The sequence below is a fragment of the Mucilaginibacter sp. 3215 genome (assembly GCF_050433785.1).
Classification (GTDB): Bacteria; Bacteroidota; Bacteroidia; order Sphingobacteriales; family Sphingobacteriaceae; genus Mucilaginibacter.
The window spans coordinates 195,132-215,450 of sequence record NZ_JBNPWO010000001.1 but is presented as its reverse complement, the minus strand read 5'-3'; the positions used below and the strand labels follow the sequence as shown (position 1 = coordinate 215,450).

15 protein-coding genes are annotated in these 20,319 nt (G+C 42.7%); 7 read left to right on the top strand and 8 right to left on the bottom strand.

Translation table 11 applies throughout. The features are described 5' to 3' along the window. The first annotated feature begins 104 nt into the window (after positions 1–104). Together ABIC84_RS00995 and ABIC84_RS00990 are read left to right on the top strand one after the other, a co-directional pair. Complete coding sequence (locus ABIC84_RS00995; protein ID WP_426586535.1) at positions 105–2,078, top strand: DUF3857 domain-containing protein; 1,974 nt, start codon at positions 105–107, stop codon at positions 2,076–2,078. Beyond that, positions 2,078–3,988, top strand: a complete 1,911-nt coding sequence (locus tag ABIC84_RS00990; RefSeq protein WP_429262386.1) for a DUF3857 domain-containing protein — start codon at positions 2,078–2,080, stop codon at positions 3,986–3,988. Before ABIC84_RS00995 ends, ABIC84_RS00990 begins: the two co-directional genes overlap by 1 nt. Here the strand turns inward: ABIC84_RS00990 and ABIC84_RS00985 are convergent. Both ABIC84_RS00985 and ABIC84_RS00980 read right to left on the bottom strand, forming a co-directional pair. Further along, positions 3,975–4,103: a hypothetical protein gene (locus tag ABIC84_RS00985; protein WP_274987845.1), complete on the bottom strand. Its 129-nt coding sequence runs from the start codon at positions 4,101–4,103 to the stop codon at positions 3,975–3,977. The two genes, ABIC84_RS00990 and ABIC84_RS00985, sit on opposite strands and share 14 nt — an antisense overlap. Before the next feature lie 120 nt (positions 4,104–4,223). Beyond that, positions 4,224–4,790, bottom strand: a complete 567-nt coding sequence (locus ABIC84_RS00980) for a C40 family peptidase (RefSeq protein ID WP_429262385.1) — start codon at positions 4,788–4,790, stop codon at positions 4,224–4,226. A gap of 159 nt (positions 4,791–4,949) precedes the next feature. Between ABIC84_RS00980 and ABIC84_RS00975 the strand changes: the two genes are divergently transcribed. Beyond that, on the top strand, positions 4,950–5,366 hold the full coding sequence (locus ABIC84_RS00975; RefSeq protein ID WP_429262384.1) for a hypothetical protein: 417 nt from the start codon (positions 4,950–4,952) through the stop codon (positions 5,364–5,366). A 182-nt stretch (positions 5,367–5,548) separates the two neighbouring features. On the opposite strand, the gene mutS is transcribed toward ABIC84_RS00975, so the two are convergent. The 3 genes from mutS to ABIC84_RS00960 form a co-directional block, all read right to left on the bottom strand. Then, on the bottom strand, positions 5,549–8,158 hold the full coding sequence (gene mutS, locus ABIC84_RS00970; RefSeq protein ID WP_429262383.1) for a DNA mismatch repair protein MutS: 2,610 nt from the start codon (positions 8,156–8,158) through the stop codon (positions 5,549–5,551). A gap of 143 nt (positions 8,159–8,301) precedes the next feature. Beyond that, positions 8,302–10,236, bottom strand: a complete 1,935-nt coding sequence (locus tag ABIC84_RS00965; RefSeq protein WP_426586525.1) for an LTA synthase family protein — start codon at positions 10,234–10,236, stop codon at positions 8,302–8,304. A gap of 233 nt (positions 10,237–10,469) precedes the next feature. Continuing rightward, positions 10,470–11,033 (bottom strand): KilA-N domain-containing protein, encoded by a 564-nt coding sequence (locus ABIC84_RS00960; protein ID WP_091162386.1) that lies wholly within the window; start codon positions 11,031–11,033, stop codon positions 10,470–10,472. Between the two features lie 259 nt (positions 11,034–11,292). Here ABIC84_RS00960 and ABIC84_RS00955 point away from each other — a divergent pair, with 259 nt between their 5' ends. Together ABIC84_RS00955 and ABIC84_RS00950 are read left to right on the top strand one after the other, a co-directional pair. After that, positions 11,293–12,063 (top strand): oxygenase MpaB family protein, encoded by a 771-nt coding sequence (locus ABIC84_RS00955; RefSeq protein WP_426586523.1) that lies wholly within the window; start codon positions 11,293–11,295, stop codon positions 12,061–12,063. 3 nt (positions 12,064–12,066) lie between these two features. Next, on the top strand, positions 12,067–12,852 hold the full coding sequence (locus tag ABIC84_RS00950; RefSeq protein WP_426586521.1) for a DUF817 domain-containing protein: 786 nt from the start codon (positions 12,067–12,069) through the stop codon (positions 12,850–12,852). Between the two features lie 138 nt (positions 12,853–12,990). On the opposite strand, the gene ABIC84_RS00945 is transcribed toward ABIC84_RS00950, so the two are convergent. The 3 genes from ABIC84_RS00945 to ABIC84_RS00935 all read right to left on the bottom strand — a co-directional run bounded on the left by ABIC84_RS00945 (position 12,991) and on the right by ABIC84_RS00935 (position 14,820). Then, positions 12,991–13,542: a sugar O-acetyltransferase gene (locus ABIC84_RS00945; protein ID WP_426586519.1), complete on the bottom strand. Its 552-nt coding sequence runs from the start codon at positions 13,540–13,542 to the stop codon at positions 12,991–12,993. Positions 13,543–13,851: 309 nt separating this feature from the next. Then, positions 13,852–14,220 carry a hypothetical protein gene (locus ABIC84_RS00940; protein ID WP_426586517.1) on the bottom strand — a complete coding sequence of 123 codons (369 nt, stop codon included), beginning with the start codon at positions 14,218–14,220 and terminating at the stop codon, positions 13,852–13,854. 33 nt (positions 14,221–14,253) lie between these two features. Continuing rightward, positions 14,254–14,820 carry a hypothetical protein gene (locus ABIC84_RS00935; RefSeq protein WP_426586515.1) on the bottom strand — a complete coding sequence of 189 codons (567 nt, stop codon included), beginning with the start codon at positions 14,818–14,820 and terminating at the stop codon, positions 14,254–14,256. Positions 14,821–14,984: 164 nt separating this feature from the next. Here ABIC84_RS00935 and ABIC84_RS00930 point away from each other — a divergent pair, with 164 nt between their 5' ends. Together ABIC84_RS00930 and gltB are read left to right on the top strand one after the other, a co-directional pair. Then, a complete protein-coding gene (locus tag ABIC84_RS00930; protein WP_426586513.1) occupies positions 14,985–15,266 on the top strand; it encodes a pyrimidine/purine nucleoside phosphorylase in 282 nt (93 codons plus the stop codon). A 533-nt stretch (positions 15,267–15,799) separates the two neighbouring features. After that, the gene (gltB, locus tag ABIC84_RS00925) at positions 15,800–20,317 is read left to right on the top strand and encodes a glutamate synthase large subunit (protein ID WP_426586511.1); all 4,518 of its coding nucleotides are present in this window, start codon (positions 15,800–15,802) and stop codon (positions 20,315–20,317) included. Positions 20,318–20,319: the final 2 nt, after the last annotated feature.

Genomic DNA, 20,319 nt, shown 5'->3' with positions numbered 1-20,319 from the left:
AAGGTCGCAAATGTCCTAAAATTAATCAGCAGAATAAATTTTTTAATTTATTTAATATACCAATTTATTATTTAATTTGATTATCCCTAATTATCACGATTCATATGAACAAGATCGCCCTTATCCTTTTGATTTTTATCGGCTTATCGTACAAAGCTGCCGCGCAGGATTTTGAATCCGGAATCACCGACCAGGAGATTGAGATGGCCAAATACGATAAAGATCCGCAGGCTAATGCTGTTTTTTTAAACGAGTTTGGTAATACCCGTATAGATGAATATATGGATCATATCAGGCTCATTTATACGTACCATGCGAAAATTAAAATATTTACTAAGGAAGGGCTAAACCATGGCACCATAGAAATACCTATACACAACGGCGATAACTCGGCAGAAGAAGTTAATAACGTTACCGGATTTACTTACTATAAAGATGATAACGGTATTATTCAGAAGGCGGAACTTGATTCAAAAAAGGTATTTACCGTTAAAGACTATAAATATGGCAGCACTGTAAAGTTTGCCTTGCCTGCATTACGGCCCGGCTGCGTTATTGAATTTAAATACGAACTTATCTCACCATACTGGGATCATTTCAGGGGCTGGACATTTCAGGATGATATTCCTAAAATAAATTCACAATATGAAGTGCATATCCCGGGCTTCTGGACATTTAACGCATCGCTGCGCGGGGCACTCAAATTAACCAAAAGTAATTCGGAGGTTGAACGCGAATGCTTCTCATCAGGGGGTTCAAAAGCCGATTGCTCGCATATCACTTACAACATGAAGGATATTCCGGCATTTGTTGATGAGGATTATATGACTGCCCGTAAAAACTTTTTATCGGCGATATTTTTTGAGCTGGTTGAATATACCAATCCTTATAACGGCGTTAAAACTGTTGTAACAAAAGAGTGGAGCGATGTTGACCGCCAGTTAAAAATATCAGATGATTTTGGCGTACAACTAAAACGCACAAGCCTGCTCAAAGAGCGCATAGCATCGGTAATTGCAGGTAAAACAGACGATCTTGATAAAGCAAAAACCTTGTATGCCTGGGTCAAAAATCAGATAAAATGGAACGACTATATTGGTTTTTCCAGTAACGATGGTATTAAAAAAGCGCTGGATACACATGCAGGCAGCATAGCCGATATCAATCTGACGCTTATTACTGCACTTAGCGCCGCCGGCCTTAATGCCGAAGCTGTGTTACTTTCGACCCGCGAACACGGCATGGTGAATAATCTTTACCCGGTACTTACTGACTTTAACTATGTTATAGCCAGGTTAACTATCGGCACTCAAACCTACCTGCTTGATGCTACCGATCCGTTATTGTCCTTCGGTTTACTCCCTCTTAAATGTATAAACGATAAGGGCAGGGTGATTAGCCTTAATAAACCATCATACTGGATAGAGTTAAGCACTCAGCAAAAAGCGGCCACCACACGGATGTTCGATTTGACATTGCTTGATAATGGAAAGCTAAAAGGAACTATAACCAATTACTACAAAGGTTACGACGCTTATGAAAAACGCAAAGCCATTAAAAAATTTAATACAGTTGATGAATACGTTGAAGATTTTGACGAGAAACAGCCAAAGCTAAGAGTATTTAAATCAGATATAGCAAATCTCGACAGTCTTGAAAATCCGTTACGGGAAACTTTTGAAGTGGAAATAGAGGCTTTTGATAATACCAATCATGATAAGCTTGCGTTTAACCCTTACTTTTGGGAAAAACGCACCACCAACCCTTTCAAACTTGCCGAACGTGATTACCCTGTTGACTGGGCCTTTGCCTCAGATAAGAGGCTGGTTTTGGTGATGCATCTGCCTGCACAATACACCGTTGAAACCCCGCCGCAGGTAGTGGCCTATTCATTGCCCAATAAAGGTGGTATGTTTGCCAGCACGTTTGAATCCCAGGATAATAACACCTTTACTTTTTCCAACATCACCCAGTTTAACAAGTCGGTTTATGATTCGGCTGAATACCCTTATCTTAAGGAGCTGTTTAATAAGATCATTCTAACGGAAAAAGGAGATATGATCTTCAGGAAAAAATAATGAAAGCATTTTTAAATACCCTTTTTATATTTTCGCTAGCAACCAGTGTACAAGCACAGGAAAACTACGATGTATCGCTCATTTCAAAAGACCTTTTGCCTTATGCCAGCTCGGTGGTGCGTAATGAAGAAGTTACCGTAGAGGTTAAGGATCTTGACAACACACTTTACCATGTAAAAGAAGTATTAACGGTACTTAATAAAAATGGCGACGATGAGGTTGATATAGCGATATGGCATGACAAAAGTCGTTATATAAAGGATATAAAGGGCATAGTTTACAACCAATGGGGCAAACCCATCAGCAAATTTTCGGAAGGCGACTTTGAGGATGACAACAACCACGATGGCTTTTCGCTTTTTACCGACCTAAAGATAAAACATTATCAACCCAGGGTAAATGATTATCCTTACACCGTAAGTTATGAGTATGATGTAAAGTCAAAACAATCACTTGACCTTGAGAGTTGGCACCCGATACCTTCGGATGGTATAGCAGTTGAGAAAAGCTCGTATACGTTAATCTGCAAGCCCGATTTTAAGATCAAATATAAACAAACCAATTTGCCGGTTAAGGTAACAATTGGCACCAATAAGCAGGGGCTGCAAACATACACCTGGCAAACTAACAACCTCAAAGCTTTAAAGCATGAACCTTACAGCCCTATTTACAGATCAATAATGCCCAGGCTGGAAATAGTGCCCGAAAAATTCATTTATCGCGGAATTAGCGGCTCATTTACCAACTGGAAAGAGTTGGGCCAATGGCAATATGACAAGCTTAATGCAGGCCGTCAGCAACTTTCGCCTCAAACTATGGCGAAAGTAAAAGAACTTACAAGTTCAATAACCGATCCCAAAGCCAAAGCCCGCAAGGTTTATGAATACATGCAGAGTAAAACGCATTACATCAGTATCCAGGTAGGGATAGGCGGTTTACAACCCTTCCCGGCATCAGATGTTGATGCTCAAAATTATGGTGATTGCAAGGCCCTGGTTAACTATACACAGGCATTGTTAAAGGCCGTCGACATTGATTCATATTACTGTGTGGTATATGCAGGATCATCCAAAGTAAACTTTCAGCCTGATTTTGCGAGCATGGACCAGGGCAACCATATTATTTTATGCCTGCCTTTTAAAAATGACACCACCTTTTTAGAATGTACCAGCCAGAACATACCGTTTGGCTTTTTAGGCGATTTCACCGATGATCGGATCGTGTTGGCTTGTACCCCACAAGGCGGCAAATTAATGCATACGCCAAAATACACGGCCCAGGCTAATCTTGAGCAACGCAAAGCCAATTTTACATTAAGTGCCAACGGTAACCTATCGGGCACAATGGTTACCAATTTCAAGGGTACAAATTATGAAGATCGTGATCACGTGATCTACGAGTCGAAAACAGAGCAGATCAAGGATCTGAAGAAGATTTACCCTATTAATAACCTTGATATTGAAAGTGCAGACCTGAAGCAGTTTAAAGTTGACCAGCCTTACACTACAGAAACGTTAAAAATTTTGGCTACAGACTATGGTTCGGTATCTGACGGAAAGATAATCTTCCTGGCCAACCCGGCTAACCGCATAACTTCACCGTTGCGGGAAGTTCGTAACCGCCATAATGATGTGTATATCAACCGGGGATATACTGATGAAGATGAAATCATCTATACCCTGCCCGCAGGATATAAAGTTGATATGCGCCCTAAAAAAGTAAGTATCGAAAAACCTTTCGGAAAATTTAATTCAAGCACAATAGTAAATGGCGATAAGCTGATCTATAGCCGCAAGCTGCAACTTATTGATGGCACTTACAGCAAGGATACTTACCAGGAACTGGTCGACTTCTATCAGTCAATTGCCGATGTGGATAATGACAACGTTACCTTAGTTAAAGGTAACTAAATATCACGATACCGAGGATAATGCCAAGCACCATGATCACATAAAGCATGATCTCGGTGCCTGCAAAACGCTTGTACTTAGTCCAGAAAGAGTAATCGTTTTTTTTGTCGGCCATGATGGTGCAAAATTATTGAAAATAAATGCACAATTTGGCTCAAATTTTCACGAATTACACGAATGCGATTTAAGCTTGCTAATGGTGTAATTCGCAAAAATCCTTCTAAAATTTGTGTTACTAATTCATGCCTGTAGGTACGTTTTCAATAGAGCCTGCCCTTGAAAAGTACTTATATAAGGATGGGTCGCGCAGTTTTACAACGATTACCCCACGGCGCGAACTGGCATGCACAACGTAGCCATTTTGCAGGTAAACCCCAACGTGGCTAAACTGCTTTCCGTCGAAATCAAAAAACACCAGATCGCCTTCCTTTAGCTCATCTTCATATTTTCGTTTGATGACGGAGATCTGCTTGCTGGTCATTCGTGGAATGGTGATGCCATAAACCTGTTGTTCCAATAAAAAGGTAAGACCGGAGCAATCAATACCGTCTTTATCAAGTCCGCCAAATTTGTAAGGCGTACCCATCCATTGATCAATAAAAGCGTAAAGGCGACCATTTTGGATATCGCCCCTATCAACCCCCATAATTTCGGAATATTTTGAAGCGATATCAGGCGATGGATTAACCACCTCACCCGGCTGGCCGCGCATAGCGGCCTTGCGCGAGTGACATGAACTTAATATAAATGGGGAAAGGAAAAGTATAAACAAATAAAAACTACGACGCAGGTATATGCTCATAAAGTAAAATTAACTTTAATGTTTATTGAGAGGATACGGATGTTTTTAACATATTAACATGGGGAGGATGTGCAGATGTGTAAATTTCAGATGAGCAGATGCTGCGGACGAGCAGTATAGTTTCCCTAATTTCATTATTTTGCATCATAATATGATTTAATGAAGAAGCTATTTTTATTTATTCCCTGTTTAATTTGTAGCATTAGCTTATACGGACAAAGCCTGACTTTTGATAACCTGCACCATCTTTTAAAAGAAAAAGATCCAAATTATCTCATTAGCAAACCATTTCTATTTACAAAGGATACAAGGCCATATCCAGTGCCCAGATTTATTAAAAACGCGTCGACCCCAAACGAAGAACTTATTGATTACAATCATAAAGGAGCAACTTATAAATCGCCCAATAAAACTTTTATTGATGCCTTAATTAAGCAAATAAAATATCCGCTCATCCTCAAAGATGATAACGGTCAATCAACCTTTTATCAATATGGAGATACACATGTAACTATTATGATTGACGTTTACAAAAAGCCGGCCAAGGGTGGCAGTATAACAATTACCGAAAAATAGGTTGATAGACATAATTAAGCCTCCTGTCGGCAACTGCACAATACTGGCTTTGGTGAAGTGCTGCCTTTAGATGTGCAGATATTAGAAAGCCAAAACTTACGATGTTTTTAAAACTTCGTAAGTTTCCCTCCAAAGGATTGGCCTTCAAACCATTTGCACATTTGAAATCCGCACATCAAAAATCAACTCTTCACCACCCTTTGGATCTCATCCAGCTTCATGAGTGCCTCAACCGGGGTTAGCGTATTTACATCAAGGTTGTTCAGCGTATCGCGGATCTTAACCAGTACCGGGTCATCTATCGAAAACATCTGCATCTGTACAGCTTGTTTCTGCACCTTGCGGATACTTTCTTTGATATGCTCGCCGCCGGTACGTTCGTTTTCGAGTTTCTTTAAGATCTCATTGGCACGGGAAAGTACCTTTGAAGGCATACCCGCCAGTTTAGCTACGTGGATCCCGAAGCTATGCTCGCTGCCGCCTGGTACCAGTTTACGTAAAAAGATGATTTGCTGGCCCACTTCTTTTACCGATACGTTAAAGTTTTTGACGCGGCTAAATGAGTTGCTAAGCTCATTTAGCTCATGATAGTGCGTTGCAAACAGCGTTTTTGCCCTTGCCGTCGGGTGGTTATGCAAATACTCGGCGATTGACCAGGCAATCGAAATACCATCATAGGTTGATGTACCGCGACCAATCTCATCCAGCAAGATCAGGCTCCTGTCGCTCAGGTTATTAAGGATACTGGCCGTTTCATTCATCTCCACCATAAAGGTCGATTCGCCGGACGAAAGGTTATCCGAAGCGCCCACCCTGGTAAAGATCTTATCAACCAGGCCTATTGACGCAGCTTTTGCCGGCACAAAACAACCCATCTGGGCCATTAGTACTATCAAGCCGGTTTGTCTTAACAAAGCCGACTTACCAGCCATATTGGGGCCAGTGATAATGATGATCTGCTGGGTTTCCGAGTCGAGGTAAACGCTGTTGGTGATGTACTCCTCGCCTATCGGCAGGTTTTTTTCAATAACCGGGTGGCGACCACCTTTAATGTCAAGTACCTTGCTTTCGTTTATCTCAGGCTTAACATAGTAGTTTTTAATGGAGATGGTAGCAAAGTTGAGCAACACATCCAAACGGGCTATCAGTTGGGCATTCAACTGGATTGGCTTAATATATTCGGCAAGCGAATACAATAGATCGTTATATAGTCGGGTTTCAAGCGCCAGGATCTTTTCCTCGGCCCCTAAAATCTGCTCTTCATACTCTTTAAGCTCGGGGGTAATGTATCGCTCGGCATTAACCAGCGTTTGCTTGCGGATCCACTCGGTGGGTACTTTATCCCGGTGGCTGTGCGTAACCTCCAAATAATAGCCAAACACGTTATTGAACGATACTTTAAGCGATGGGATCCCCGTTAATTCAGCTTCGCGCTTCTGAATCTCCAGCAGGTAGCCTTTACCACCGAAGGCGATCTTACGCAACCTGTCAAGCTCTTCATTAATCCCCTCGTTCATTACCGAACCTTTCACCAGCATAACCGGAGGCTCGGGGTTTAATTCACGTTCTATCTTTTCGCAAATTAGTGCACAAGGGTTAAGCTGCTCGCCAATGGCACGCAGCGGGGCACTTTGTGATGATTCCGCTATGCGTTTGATCTGTGCTATGGCGGTTAAAGCCTTCTTTAACTGGCAAACCTCGCGCGGGTTGGCTTTTTGGAGGCCAATTTTTGAGATGAGCCTTTCCAAATCACCTATCTGGCGCAGGTATTGGAGCAGCTCTTCCCTCAATTCTTCGTTTTCTATCAGGTATTCAACCACGCCAAGGCGGTCGTTAATTGCTTTGATCTGCTTCAACGGCATCACAATCCAGCGGCGCAATAAACGTGCGCCCATAGGCGAGCAGGTGTGATCAAGTACATCAACCAGGGTCATGGCGTTTTCGTTAGCCGAGCCAACAAGTTCCAGATTGCGGATACTAAACCTGTCGAGCCACAGGTACCTGTCTTCCTCGATCCTGCTGATAGCCGAAATATGACCCAGGTTACGGTGTTCGGTTTCATTCAAATAATGAATAGCTACACCGGCAGCGATGATGCCTAAATTCAGTTTATCGATACCAAAGCCTTTGAGCGATTTTACACCAAAGTGCTTAAGCAACGTTTCAGTGGCGTAATCGCCGCTGTATGGCCATTCGTCAAGGGCATAGGTGTAAAAGCGGTCGCCATAAGTATCTTTAAAATCGCGTGTACGGCTTTTGGGGTAGATCACTTCGCTGGGCGAAAAACTTTGCAGCAGCTTATCAATATAATCGCTGTTACCCTGGGCGGTCATGAACTCACCGGTAGAGATATCTATCAGGGCAATGCCTATCGTATTCTTTTCAAAATGCAGCGAGGCCAGGTAGTTATTGCTTTTTTGCTGAAGGATGTTATCGTTAGTGGCTACACCTGGGGTAACCAGTTCGGTTACACCGCGTTTAACGATGGTTTTGGTAGTTTTGGGGTCTTCCAGCTGATCGCAGATGGCTACACGCTGCCCGGCACGTACCAGCTTAGGCAGGTAAGTATCCAGCGAATGGTGCGGAAAACCGGCAAGCTCAATATGTGTAGCGGCGCCGTTTGCCCGGCGGGTAAGTACGATGCCTAAAATACCGGCAGCCTTAACGGCGTCTTCGCCAAATGTTTCATAAAAATCGCCCACCCTAAACAGCAATAAAGCACCTGGATACTTTACTTTGATAGCATTATATTGCTGCATTAAGGGGGTTTCTTTGGTAGTATCTTTAGCCAAGCGGTTACTCCTTCTGTTAATCGGGTAAAGTTAATGCATTAGCGGGGGTTTTAGGGTATTGTTGAAAAGTTGGGGTGGTGTGGATATGTAGGGAATGAACGCACCTGTTCGATAAATAAATGCTATCTGTATCGATATAAACTTTACCTGGCCACCAGTTTCCCGTTCACAATCCTATCCGTATAATCCTGTATCAGCGCTTTGCAATCCTGCATGCCTTTTTGCATTTCGGCATTGGGTTGCGCGGTCATCAGATTTTTCTCCAGCCCCTTGTCACTCACAGCAAAAATGCCGGTGAAGTTTTTACCATCAAACAAGTAAGTATAATTACCCTGCATAAACTGGTAGATGTTACCTGTTGAATTGATAACCCTTGGCTGCTCATCGGGTAGGTTACTTACCAAACTCCTCCCCCACGACCTGAAAGGCTTGTTATAACCGATCAGATCGACCACCGTTGGATAAATATCCATTTGCGACGCCAGATCGGTACGCACACCTTTCAAATTATAAGCGCCATTGGCGCTGTAAAACAGGATAGGCACTGCGAAACGGTTTACCTGCTTGCTGTATTCGGGATAATAAGTTTGACTGGTATGGTCGGCAGTGATCACAAAAATGGTATTGTTAAACCACGACTGCGTTTTAGCGTAATTGAAAAAGATCCGCAGCGAGTTATCGGTATACTGAACGCATTTATCAATAGCCAACGGACCGCCCTTAAACCTCGCTTTATATTTTTCGGGCAGTTGATATGGATCATGCGATGACAGCGTGAACAACGTAGCCATAAACGGCTGTTTCTGGCTGCTTAGTGTGCGCCCCATGAATGGAAAAAAATGCTCGTCCCAAATACCCCAAATGCCGTCAAAATCTTTATCGTCGTTATATTCGGTACGGCCATAATAGTTTTTATACCCCAAAATACTGCCAAAGCCCTGAAATCCCATCGACCCATTGGCTGCCCCATGGAAGAACGAGGTTTGATATCCCATACTGTCACAAACTGATACCACTGACTGGATTTTCTGCTTGGCATAAGGTGATGATGTAAAAGCATTCTGAAAAGACGGGATCCCTGCTATTACCGATGATACAGCATGAATGGATTGTCGTCCGGTAGCGTAAGCATTGGTAAAAATAAGACTGCTATTGGATAGCGAATCCAGAAACGGTGTATATGATTTAAAGCCCGGTATATTAACATCGCGGTTCATGCTGCCCCAATATTCGCGGGCCATACTTTCCAATATAATGATCACTACATTGGGCTTAGCAGCCGGTTTGGTGCTGTATTGTTTTATGGGTTTAATGTTGGTGTTGATGTAAGCCTCATCCGTCCAATGCTGAAGCTTGTAATTATTGGTTCCCAGTGTGCGGAATACAGCAAAAGGGGTGTTCAGCACGATATCGCCCTGGTTTGGGACAGTGATGTGCTTGTAGGCATCAACCATGTTAATAGGCCTTGTGCTGTGTGCAAAATCGCCCCGGATGCCACCTATAACCAGTGTGAGGATTAACAGGAAGGAAACTATCGACGATAGAAAATACACTTTCTTATCCGTTACCGCAGTGGGCTTTAACTTCACCTGTTTGTACAGCCAAACCCAGCAAACAGAACACAATATAAATATGATGATCACATACCAATAAGCTTCAGAAAAATGGGTAAATAACAGCTTCTTGTTATTTTCATCAGCCAGTACATCAAGCGTTGCCTTGGTAGAACGCACCTGGCTAAAGCGATAGTAAATGATATCAACAAAGTTGGTGGCGTAAGCAAGTAAATTGGTAACAAAGTACAGGATAGCCATACCTTTTTGAAAAGCCGGCCGGGTATTTACAGTTAAGGGCAAAACGCTGAGCAGGATAAACAGGCTGTTGATGTATAGTAAAGCCGTGGTGTCGAAGGCCATACCGTAATAACACAGCTTAAGCAAGGCCCAAATGCTATCCACGGCAAACAGGTGGGTATTAAAGGTAAAGAATAATACCCTTGCAATAAAATAAAACAAATACCCCAAAAACAGCCTGTATAAAAGTACTTTATATTCGGCCAACCTCAATTTACTTTCCATGAAAAACACGTTGCTTTAGTTTCCCCAAAGGTTTGACCGGCAGGGATTGATCAAATCCTAATTTCCCCGGGAGCTAATAAAAAGCGAAAGTAAAGAAAATTGGATTACAATTATTTAATACTAAATCAACGGTGATTTAATGACATTAGGTTGGCAAACTGGAGCGCTAAATATTTTTAAGAGCGGAAAACGAGTCCTTGGAAAGCTGATCCCCTCTTTTATAAACAATATATTCAAATAGCTTTCAATTGCCTGTATTGCCTTAAAGTGGCCTGGTTATTTCGTTTGATCCGGTAAGGCAGCTTTTTCAATTTTTCCTGTAATTGCATATAGGCCTGAAAATCGGCATTGCCCTGTAGTTTCTTCACCAGTTTATCCAACTGATCTTCAAACTTTACAATTTGCTTATAGGCCTCGTTGTTATCCCTTAAGTTGGGCAAAAATTCCCGGATGGTGCTATACACCCACACTTCAAACTTAGGGTTAAGCCAGCCGGCAAATTTCAACGCTAAAATTTCGCACATCCATAGTCCATCCAGTTTGTTCACAAATATCATTGCTTCCAGATCAGCAGAATTCTTTGTGCTGTTCCCTTCAAAATTCGATTCATTAAAAGGCAAGGGCATGCTTTTCAATTCGTCAATAAAATCTTTAGTTTGTTTCAGCTTTAAAAATTCTGTTGGGTTTTTCCCAAAGATCTTGCCCATTTCTGTGGCATTGATCATTAAATCCTTATCGCTGATATCAAACTCAACAACCTGATTATTAAATTCAAATTCAAAAACTGCATTTACCATAAGCCTGCTCCAAATATATTCCTTATTAAAATACAAGTATACCAACAGTAATTTTAAAACTATAAAAATTAGCAAAAAAAAATTTTAATAATTAAAAAGCCATAAAAATTAGCAATCAATTAGTAACTGAATCTGATACCAACCTTCCACCACTCTAAATAAATCACCTGCTTCCTATTGCAAACTCAAATCATTTTAATAACTTTGAAACACAAAGTACTTTTATAAAACAAAGTAAAAGCAACCAAAAACATATAACATGGATCTTTTTGTAGATGAATATTCGATAGTGCGCAGGATCTGGGGCAAGGCAGATACCATCCTGTTCATTTTCGCCGGGGCCGCAGCCGAGTTTGCTTTAAATAAGGCTGTCGACTGGCTTTATTTCACGGGCAAACTTCCTGCTGATCCTTTAGCACGCCTGTTTAGCACCGTAGCCTATTCGCGGCAGATCATCTTTTCGGAGCGCGAAGCAGCTTTAAAGGCTATTGATAAAATAAATGCCATTCATAAAGGTGTTGAAACCGCCCGCGGTTCCCAAATACCCGACTGGGCTTATCGTGATGTGCTGTTCCTGTTGATCGATCTGTCCATCCGTTCATATGAATTACTGGAAAAGCCTCTTAGTACAACCGAAAAAGCCGAGGTATTTAATGTATTTTATAGAGTTGGGAAACGAATGCAGCTAACAGACCTGCCATCAGATTATCAACACTATCTACAAATGCGTAAAGAACACCTTGAACACAACCTGATCAGCAGCGCGTTCACCGCCGATTTATATCGCCAGTATGAAAAATATCTTGGTTTTGTCCGGTATCAAATCATGAAACAAGCACAGTTATTAACCGTACCTACGCAGGTTAGCCAACAACTGCCGCTGGGTAAAATAGCCTGGCTTTGGCCTGTATTAAAGGTATACAAGGTAATAAAGAACCTTAAACCCGGAAAATTTTTAAGGGATACTCTCCTGCCGGCGCAATACAAAATCCAGATCCAGGGAATGGACCAGGCATATGCTTTAAATTAATCCATGAAAACAGCTATTAAACATTTCGGGATTTTTGTGCAGCAGCAGGCGCTTTCTTGCCTGTTCCCGGTTTCGGTATTTGCCATGCTGGCACTTTCGCATTTGTTTACGGGCATTTTACCCCGGTATGATTTTATGCTGATAGCTTGCCTGCTTATCCAGGCGGCTTTATATTGCACCGGGATTGAAACTAAAGATGAAGTACTGGTAATTTGCATATTTCACCTGCTGGGCCTGGTAATGGAGCTCTTCAAAGTTCACTACGGCTCATGGGCCTATCCTGAATTTGCTTATCTGAAAATAGGCGGCGTTCCGCTATACAGCGGCTTTATGTATGCCAGCGTTGCCAGCTACATGTGCCAGGCGTGGCGAAGGCTTAACCTGCAAATACAAAACTGGCCTAACCGCTACATTGCCCGCACTATAGGTATTTTGATATATTTTAATTTCTTCAGCAATCATTTTATGCCCGATATCCGCTATGGCATAGGCGTGATGATCCTTTATTTTTTCAGGCAATCGGTTGTAGTTTTTCATTTACAAGAAAAAGTTTATCGCATGCCAACAATATTATCATTTATGCTTATAGGCTTTTTCATCTGGCTTGCCGAAAATATAGCTACCCGGCTTGGGGCCTGGCGTTATGCTTATCAGCATCATGCATGGACAGTAGTAAATTATCAGAAAATAAGCTCCTGGGCCCTCCTGGTAATTGTAAGTTTCATCATTGTCGCCGAATTAAAATTACTAAAAGACAGCACAAAGCCGTTACCGGTGCTATCGGTTTAAAATCCCTTACTCCAATAACTATTTCGATAATTCACGCGAAGGCGCTAAGCCGCAAAGACGTTACTTTTTCTTAGCACCGATGCTCCCAAAGTCGCCGAATCCGAAATCGAAATTCCGAAATCCGAAATTATAATGAAATCACAACTCTCTGATCACTCGGCATGGATTTCCTGCAGCAACTACATTTGCCGGAATACTTTTGGTCACCACACTTCCTGCACCGATTGTCGTATTATCGCCTATGGCAACTCCGGGACAAACAATTACACCGCCACCCAGCCACACGTTATTGCCAATAGTAATAGGTGCTGCATATTCAGGACCTTTGATCCGTTCGGCAGCCATTACCGGGTGATAGGCTGTATAAAGCTGAACATTTGGCGCCAGGAACACGTTATCGCCAAAGGTAACACGGGCGCAATCCAATATAATGCAGTTAAAATTCAGAAATAGGTTATTCCCGGCTATTATATTAAAGCCATAATCACAGTAAAAAGGCGATTGAACATCAATATTGCCTTTAAAACTTCCCAACAGTTGTTTTAACAGGGCGGTTTTGGTTTCTTTATCATCATAGCTTGCGGCATTGTATTGTGTAAACAATTGCCGGGCCTTTGAACGGGCGGCAACAAGTTCGGCATCTCCGGCATTATACAGTTCGCCGGATATCATTTTTTCAAGTTCAGTCATAGGGTAATGTTTGCATATGCAGGTTACAGGCAAATATAGGTGCTCAATATTTAAACCGGCCACTCATCAACAATGCAAACGCTGTTATAATGCGTTGCATTACCAGGGCATTTGCTTCAATAGGTGTGGTTAATGCACTGGACTTGGATTCATTTCAAATTTCAAAAACTATTCCTTTCTCGTCAAGTTATCTTAATAGTTAACTTTTCATAAATAAAAAGAAAAAAATATGAAAAATTTAAGAATAACAGCCGCAGCTGTCGCCCTGTCATTAGCCGGCTCTTTGGCATTAGCTAACGGACACCAAGGTCAAAATACCGGTGTATCAGTAACAAAGTACACATTGACCACTGATACTGTGCCAGATAAAAATAAAAAGAAACCAAAAACTCCGGTACCCACACCAAAACCAACAGATCCTGTGCCAAGTCCGACACCAACGCCTACTGATCCAAATCGGGTACCAACTCCTGCGCCCACGCCAACACCAAACCCTTCACCAACACCTAATACCCCTAACCCGGCGCCGCAGCCAAACACGCCTAACCCAAGCCCTCTACCAAATACGCCAAGCCCGACAACACCAAGCCCGACACCTAATCCGTCGAGCCCAACCAGGCCAAGTCCTGGCCAATAATTACGGATCGGTTTAAAAAAGAACGCCCCGGGATATTGCAAACCGGGGCGTTCATGTTATATTTTCTAATTTATTTAATTACTGACCTGGGTAAAGGTATAAGGCAGATTAGTGAACGTACCACCTAATATCTGCGACGTTTCAATAGATGCTATGGTACCATCATCATTATAGTTTACCTTTTTCGTGGTCATGCTATAGGTACCGGTTATCACATTTTTTGATGGATCTATAGAGGTAATTATGATAGAACCCGAACCCGGCTCAACCACACCCACCTGATTATAGGATGTACCGCCAGTTGATGTAAAGTAAGCCATATTTACCTTGTTGGTAGCATCAACCTTATAAGTAGCCAGCGGAAAAGTATTGACATTGGTAGCATTAGCATCACTTAAAGTAATCGTCCATTTTACTCTTTTCAGGTCAGCAGTACCAACTACATTAAATGATTTTGTTTTAGCAGTAGCATCATAATTTATAGTAGCGGTAACATCATCAGGGATCCATGATGTACCATTTATAGTTGCGGCAAGTATTTGGTCAGAAGTAGTGGAAGCAGAAGTAACAACGTCCTTTTTACAGCCCTGGAATATTATAGCTGATAAAACGAACAGCATTAATAGTTGGATTTTCCTCATATATAAATTTTATGCAAATAACGATGTTTAAGAAGTAATAATCACAACCGAAATTACTTTTTTCACATATTTTAACATTCGCCGGTACGGCGGCTTTTAATAGTTAAGCCCCAATTATAATACAATTCATTTTATTTAACCATATTAGGCCGAAATTTTTAAACATGATCAACGTAAACGAATATTTTGAAGGTGCCGTAAAATCACTGGCATACACTACTCCGCAAGGGCGCTCAACCATCGGCGTTATTGAACCCGGCGAATATGAATTTGGCACCTCAAGTCACGAAACCATGACAGTAATTGAAGGCAGCCTTGAAGCTTTATTACCAGGTCAAAGCCAATGGCAAACTTTTATCAACGGACAAGTATTTGAGGTTGAAGCAAATACTTCATTTAAAGTTAAAACAGAAGTGCAGAGTTCGTATCTGTGTACTTACAGATAGTTGATTTTGTCTGAACTCGAATTGAACGAATTTTGAAAATTTATAGAATTTGCATAGCATCATGTTGATTCCTTAAATTCTATAAATTCGAGTTCAGACAATAATTCGAAATCAAAAGTTATAGACCTATCCACTCCCAGAACTTTATCTATACCTTGATAGGAGATTGTTCAAAATTCAACTTTTGGATTGCCGACTTACTGCCCCCGGACTTTTCCCCTCCCAAATCCTACTAATCACATAGAGAAACACCACAAAATTTAATTTGGTTATAGCTAAAAAGTCAGCTTTAATAAATGTATTGCACAAGTTTGGTATAACTTTATATTGATTCTAAATAATTTTTTTCGTACTTTCATTTTGTACATCATAATATTTGTCTCTTTTTGTTGAGATAATGTTAAATAATTATGATTTAAATAATTGATTTTTTAGAAATCTTTAAAAATTACCGTAAATTTTATAATTTATTTGAGTTTTGGTAACTTCGTGGTTACACCCCTTATAAAATTGTAAACGGTTTAATTTAAACAATGGATCAAACTGATAGCCACCAGGGTCTTTACAGACCGGAATTTGAACACGATTCGTGCGGAACGGGATTTATAACCAATATCAACGGTCATAAAACCAACCAAATTATTGATAACGCGTTAACCATGCTCGAAAACATGGAACATCGCGGTGCGTGCGGATGCGACCCCGAGAGCGGGGACGGTGCGGGAATTTTAATACAATTGCCCCATGAGTTTTTAATGGAAGAATGCTCAAACCTCGAGATCAGCCTGCCGGAACCCGGCGAGTATGGTGTAGGTATGATATTTTTACCTAAAGATTCGGCCCAGAAAAAGGCCTGCCGTACCATTATTAACAATGCTATTGAAAAATTAGGTTTACATAAGCTGGGCGAGCGTAAGCTTACCGTTGATTCATCAGTTATTGGTGAAACAGCCCGCCAGGCCGAGCCTGATATTGAGCAAATTTATATCGCAAGGCCACATCATATTACCAACGCCGATGATTTTGAACGCAAATTATTCGTGCTCAGAAGGTATATCAACAAAACCATTACTGAAACGGTAGCCGGCGCTTCTGATAATTTTTATTTTACATCATTAAGCTGTAAAACAATTATTTACAAAGGGCAGCTTACTACCTACCAGCTGCGTAAATACTATACTGATCTTTCTGATCCGCGTATTGCATCGGGCTTTGCCATGATCCATTCGCGTTTCTCTACCAATACTTTCCCTTCATGGAAACTGGCCCAGCCATTCCGCTTAATTGCGCATAACGGCGAGATCAATACCCTTACAGGTAACTTAAACTGGTTTTATGCCGGCCTGAAATCATACGCTTCGTCATACTTTACTGCCGAAGAAATGGACATGTTGTTGCCGGTGATTGATAACAACCAGTCGGATTCTGCCTGCCTGGATAATATCATTGAAATATTGTTGCACTCCGGCCGTTCATTGCCACATGTGATGATGATGCTGGTGCCTGAAGCATGGGATGGCAACGAAGCCATGGATCCGCTTAAAAAAGCCTTCTATGAGTTCCACGCTACACTAATGGAGCCATGGGATGGACCTGCCGCAATTACCTTTACCGATGGTAAACTGGTAGGAGCCCTGCTTGACCGCAATGGTTTGCGCCCACTGCGCTTCGTGGTAACGAACGATGGTCGTGTAATAGCCGCTTCTGAAGCAGGTACTTTAGCTATCGACGAAAGCACTGTTTTACGCAAAGGCCGTTTACAGCCCGGTAAAATGTTATTGATCGACACTGAAAAAGGCCGCATCATCACTGATGAAGAGATCAAGCAACAAATTGCATCACAACAGCCATATGGCCGTTGGTTAGAGAATTATAAAATTAACCTGAGCGAGCTTTCAGAACCGCGCCTGGCTTTCGCCAGCCTGTCTGAAGCCTCTGTATACCGTTACCAGCAGGTATTCGGCTACAGCCGCGAGGATATCGACACCATCATTAAACCGATGGCCCTTGATGGCAAAGAGCCTGTAGGCTCAATGGGAACCGATGTGCCTTTGGCTATCCTTTCGGACAAACCTCAGCACCTGTCAAGCTATTTCAAACAATTCTTCGCGCAGGTAACCAATCCACCAATCGACCCGATCCGTGAGCGTTTGGTGATGAGCCTTGCTACCTTTATCGGTAACAATGGCAACCTGTTAGACGAAGATAAAATGCATTGCCATTGCGTGGTATTGAAACACCCGATATTGAAAAACCACCAGTTAGAAAAACTGCGTAGTATCGATACCGGCCTGTTCCACGCCAAAACTTTGCAAACTTACTTTAAGGCTGATGGCCTGCCAGGCTCACTGGAAAAAGGCATTGCACGCCTTTGCCGCTACGCCGAAGATGCTGTTGATGACGGCTTCGAGGTATTGATCCTTTCGGATCGTGCGGTTGATTCTGAGCATGCCCCTATCCCTACCCTGCTGGCTGTATCAGCAGTACACCACCATTTGATCCGCAAGGGGCGCCGTGGCGCTGTTGGCCTGGTTGTTGAAACCGGCGATGCCTGGGAAGTACACCACTTTGCCTGTTTACTGGCCTTTGGTGCTACAGCTATCAACCCGTACCTGGCGCTTTCAACCATTGAAACGCTCAAGGACAATGGCAGCCTTGAAACCAGCTACGATATCAAAAAGCTGCGTAATAACTACGTTAAATCTATTAACGATGGCTTGCTGAAGATCTTCTCAAAAATGGGGATCTCAACCTTACAGTCATACCATGGCGCACAGGTATTCGAGATCCTTGGCATAAACAAAACCGTTGTTGACAAATACTTCCATGGTGCTGTTACCCGTATAGGTGGTTTAGGCCTTGATGAAATTGCCCGCGAAGCGCTTTGCAAACACAAAATGGGCTTTGAAGCTAAAGGAGCTGACAACCTGTTACCTGAAGGTGGTATCTACCAGTGGAAACGCCGAGGCGAAGCCCACTTGTTTAATCCTACTACCGTTCACCTCTTACAGCACGCCACACGTACTAATAGCTACGAGGTATATAAAAACTACGCTAAGGTGGTTAACGAGCAAACTGAAAAGCACTTCACTATCCGTGGCTTGCTTGATTTTGCCCACCACCGCGAATCAATCAGCATTGATGAGGTTGAACCTGCGGAAAGCATCATGAAGCGTTTCGCTACAGGTGCCATGTCATTCGGCTCTATCTCGCACGAGGCGCACAGCACCATGGCTATTGCGATGAACCGTATTGGCGGTAAAAGTAATACTGGTGAAGGAGGTGAAGACGAGATGCGTTACGACAAATTGCCAAACGGCGATTCGTTACGTTCTGCCATTAAACAGGTAGCATCGGGCCGTTTTGGGGTAACTTCAAACTACCTTACCAACGCCGATGAGTTGCAGATTAAAATGGCACAGGGTGCAAAACCAGGTGAAGGCGGTCAGCTGCCGGGCCACAAGGTTGATGACTGGATCGCTAAAACCCGTCACTCTACTCCGGGTGTAGGTTTGATCTCTCCTCCACCGCACCACGATATTTACTCTATCGAAGATTTGGCACAGCTTATCTTCGATCTTAAAAATGCTAACCGTGCTGCCCGTATCAACGTTAAGCTGGTATCAAAAGCAGGTGTAGGTACTATTGCAGCCGGTGTTGCCAAAGCACACGCCGACGTAATCCTGATTGCAGGTTATGACGGTGGTACTGGTGCATCGCCAATAAGCTCTATCAAACATGCTGGTTTACCATGGGAGCTTGGTTTAACCGAAGCTCACCAAACACTGGTACGTAATAAACTGCGCAGCCGCGTGGTACTACAAACAGACGGTCAGCTGAAAACCGGCAGGGATTTGGCAATCGCAGCTCTGATGGGTGCCGAAGAATGGGGTGTAGCTACTGCTGCCCTTGTTGCAGGCGGCTGTATCATGATGCGCAAATGCCACCTGAACACCTGCCCTGTAGGTGTAGCTACTCAGGATCCTGAACTGCGCAAATTATTCTCGGGCAAACCTGAGCACATCGTTAACCTGTTCCGCTTTATGGCCGAAGAGTTACGTGAGATCATGGCCGAGCTTGGTTTCCGTACTATTCATGAAATGGTTGGCCGCGTACAATTCCTGAAAGTGAAAGATAACCTGCAAAGCTGGAAAGCCAAAAAGATCGACTTGAGCGGCATTCTGCACCCGGTTACCAACACCAAAGGTATGACCTTGTACAACAGTGAATCACAAGATCATGGCATGGCCAATATCCTTGACTGGAAACTATGGGAAGCTGCGAAGCCTGCTATTGAAGATAAAACCCCGGTATTTGCTTCGTTTGATGTGATCAACGTTGACCGCACTATCGGTACCTTGTTATCTAACGAGATTTCTAAAGTGTATGGTTCGGCCGGTTTACCTGACAATACCGTTAACTTCAAATTTAAAGGTTCGGCCGGTCAAAGTTTTGCAGCATTCACCACTAAAGGTGTTTCTTTCGAGCTGGAAGGCGAAGCTAACGACTACGTAGGTAAAGGTCTCTCGGGCGCTCAGATAGCCGTTTATCCGGCAGCTAACGCAACATTCGTACCTGAAGATAACATCATCATCGGTAACGTAGCTCTTTACGGTGCTACATCGGGTGAATTGTTTGTAGGTGGTATGGCCGGCGAGCGTTTCGCGGTACGTAACTCTGGCGCTACCACTGTTGTTGAAGGCATCGGCGACCATGGTTGCGAGTACATGACCGGCGGGCGGGCGCTTATTCTTGGTAATACAGGCCGCAACTTTGCAGCCGGTATGAGCGGAGGTATAGCGTGGGTTTATAATCCTGAAGGTACGTTTGCAGAAAATTGCAATACTGAGATGGTTGACCTTGACCCGCTAAGTGTACAAGACGAAGAACAGATCCTCACCCTGCTGCGTAAACACATCACCTTAACAGGCAGCAAGCTGGCGCAAAAGATACTAAACAACTGGAATGAAGCATCAACCCAGTTTGTGAAAGTATTCCCGAGAGAGTATAAAAAAGTATTAGAGAAATTACAATATCAAACCATAGGCTAAGA

Bases quoted from the DNA above. Each gene is read 5' to 3' on its own strand.
- ABIC84_RS00995 (WP_426586535.1), top strand. From the start codon at position 105: ATGAACAAGATCGCCCTTATCCTTTTGATTTTTATCGGCTTATCGTAC.
- ABIC84_RS00990 (WP_429262386.1), top strand. From the start codon at position 2,078: ATGAAAGCATTTTTAAATACCCTTTTTATATTTTCGCTAGCAACCAGT.
- ABIC84_RS00985 (WP_274987845.1), bottom strand. From the start codon at position 4,103: ATGGCCGACAAAAAAAACGATTACTCTTTCTGGACTAAGTACAAGCGT.
- ABIC84_RS00980 (WP_429262385.1), bottom strand. From the start codon at position 4,790: ATGAGCATATACCTGCGTCGTAGTTTTTATTTGTTTATACTTTTCCTT.
- ABIC84_RS00975 (WP_429262384.1), top strand. From the start codon at position 4,950: ATGAAGAAGCTATTTTTATTTATTCCCTGTTTAATTTGTAGCATTAGC.
- ABIC84_RS00965 (WP_426586525.1), bottom strand. From the start codon at position 10,236: ATGGAAAGTAAATTGAGGTTGGCCGAATATAAAGTACTTTTATACAGG.
- ABIC84_RS00960 (WP_091162386.1), bottom strand. From the start codon at position 11,033: ATGGTAAATGCAGTTTTTGAATTTGAATTTAATAATCAGGTTGTTGAG.
- ABIC84_RS00955 (WP_426586523.1), top strand. From the start codon at position 11,293: ATGGATCTTTTTGTAGATGAATATTCGATAGTGCGCAGGATCTGGGGC.
- ABIC84_RS00950 (WP_426586521.1), top strand. From the start codon at position 12,067: ATGAAAACAGCTATTAAACATTTCGGGATTTTTGTGCAGCAGCAGGCG.
- ABIC84_RS00945 (WP_426586519.1), bottom strand. From the start codon at position 13,542: ATGACTGAACTTGAAAAAATGATATCCGGCGAACTGTATAATGCCGGA.
- ABIC84_RS00935 (WP_426586515.1), bottom strand. From the start codon at position 14,820: ATGAGGAAAATCCAACTATTAATGCTGTTCGTTTTATCAGCTATAATA.
- ABIC84_RS00930 (WP_426586513.1), top strand. From the start codon at position 14,985: ATGATCAACGTAAACGAATATTTTGAAGGTGCCGTAAAATCACTGGCA.
- gltB (WP_426586511.1), top strand. From the start codon at position 15,800: ATGGATCAAACTGATAGCCACCAGGGTCTTTACAGACCGGAATTTGAA.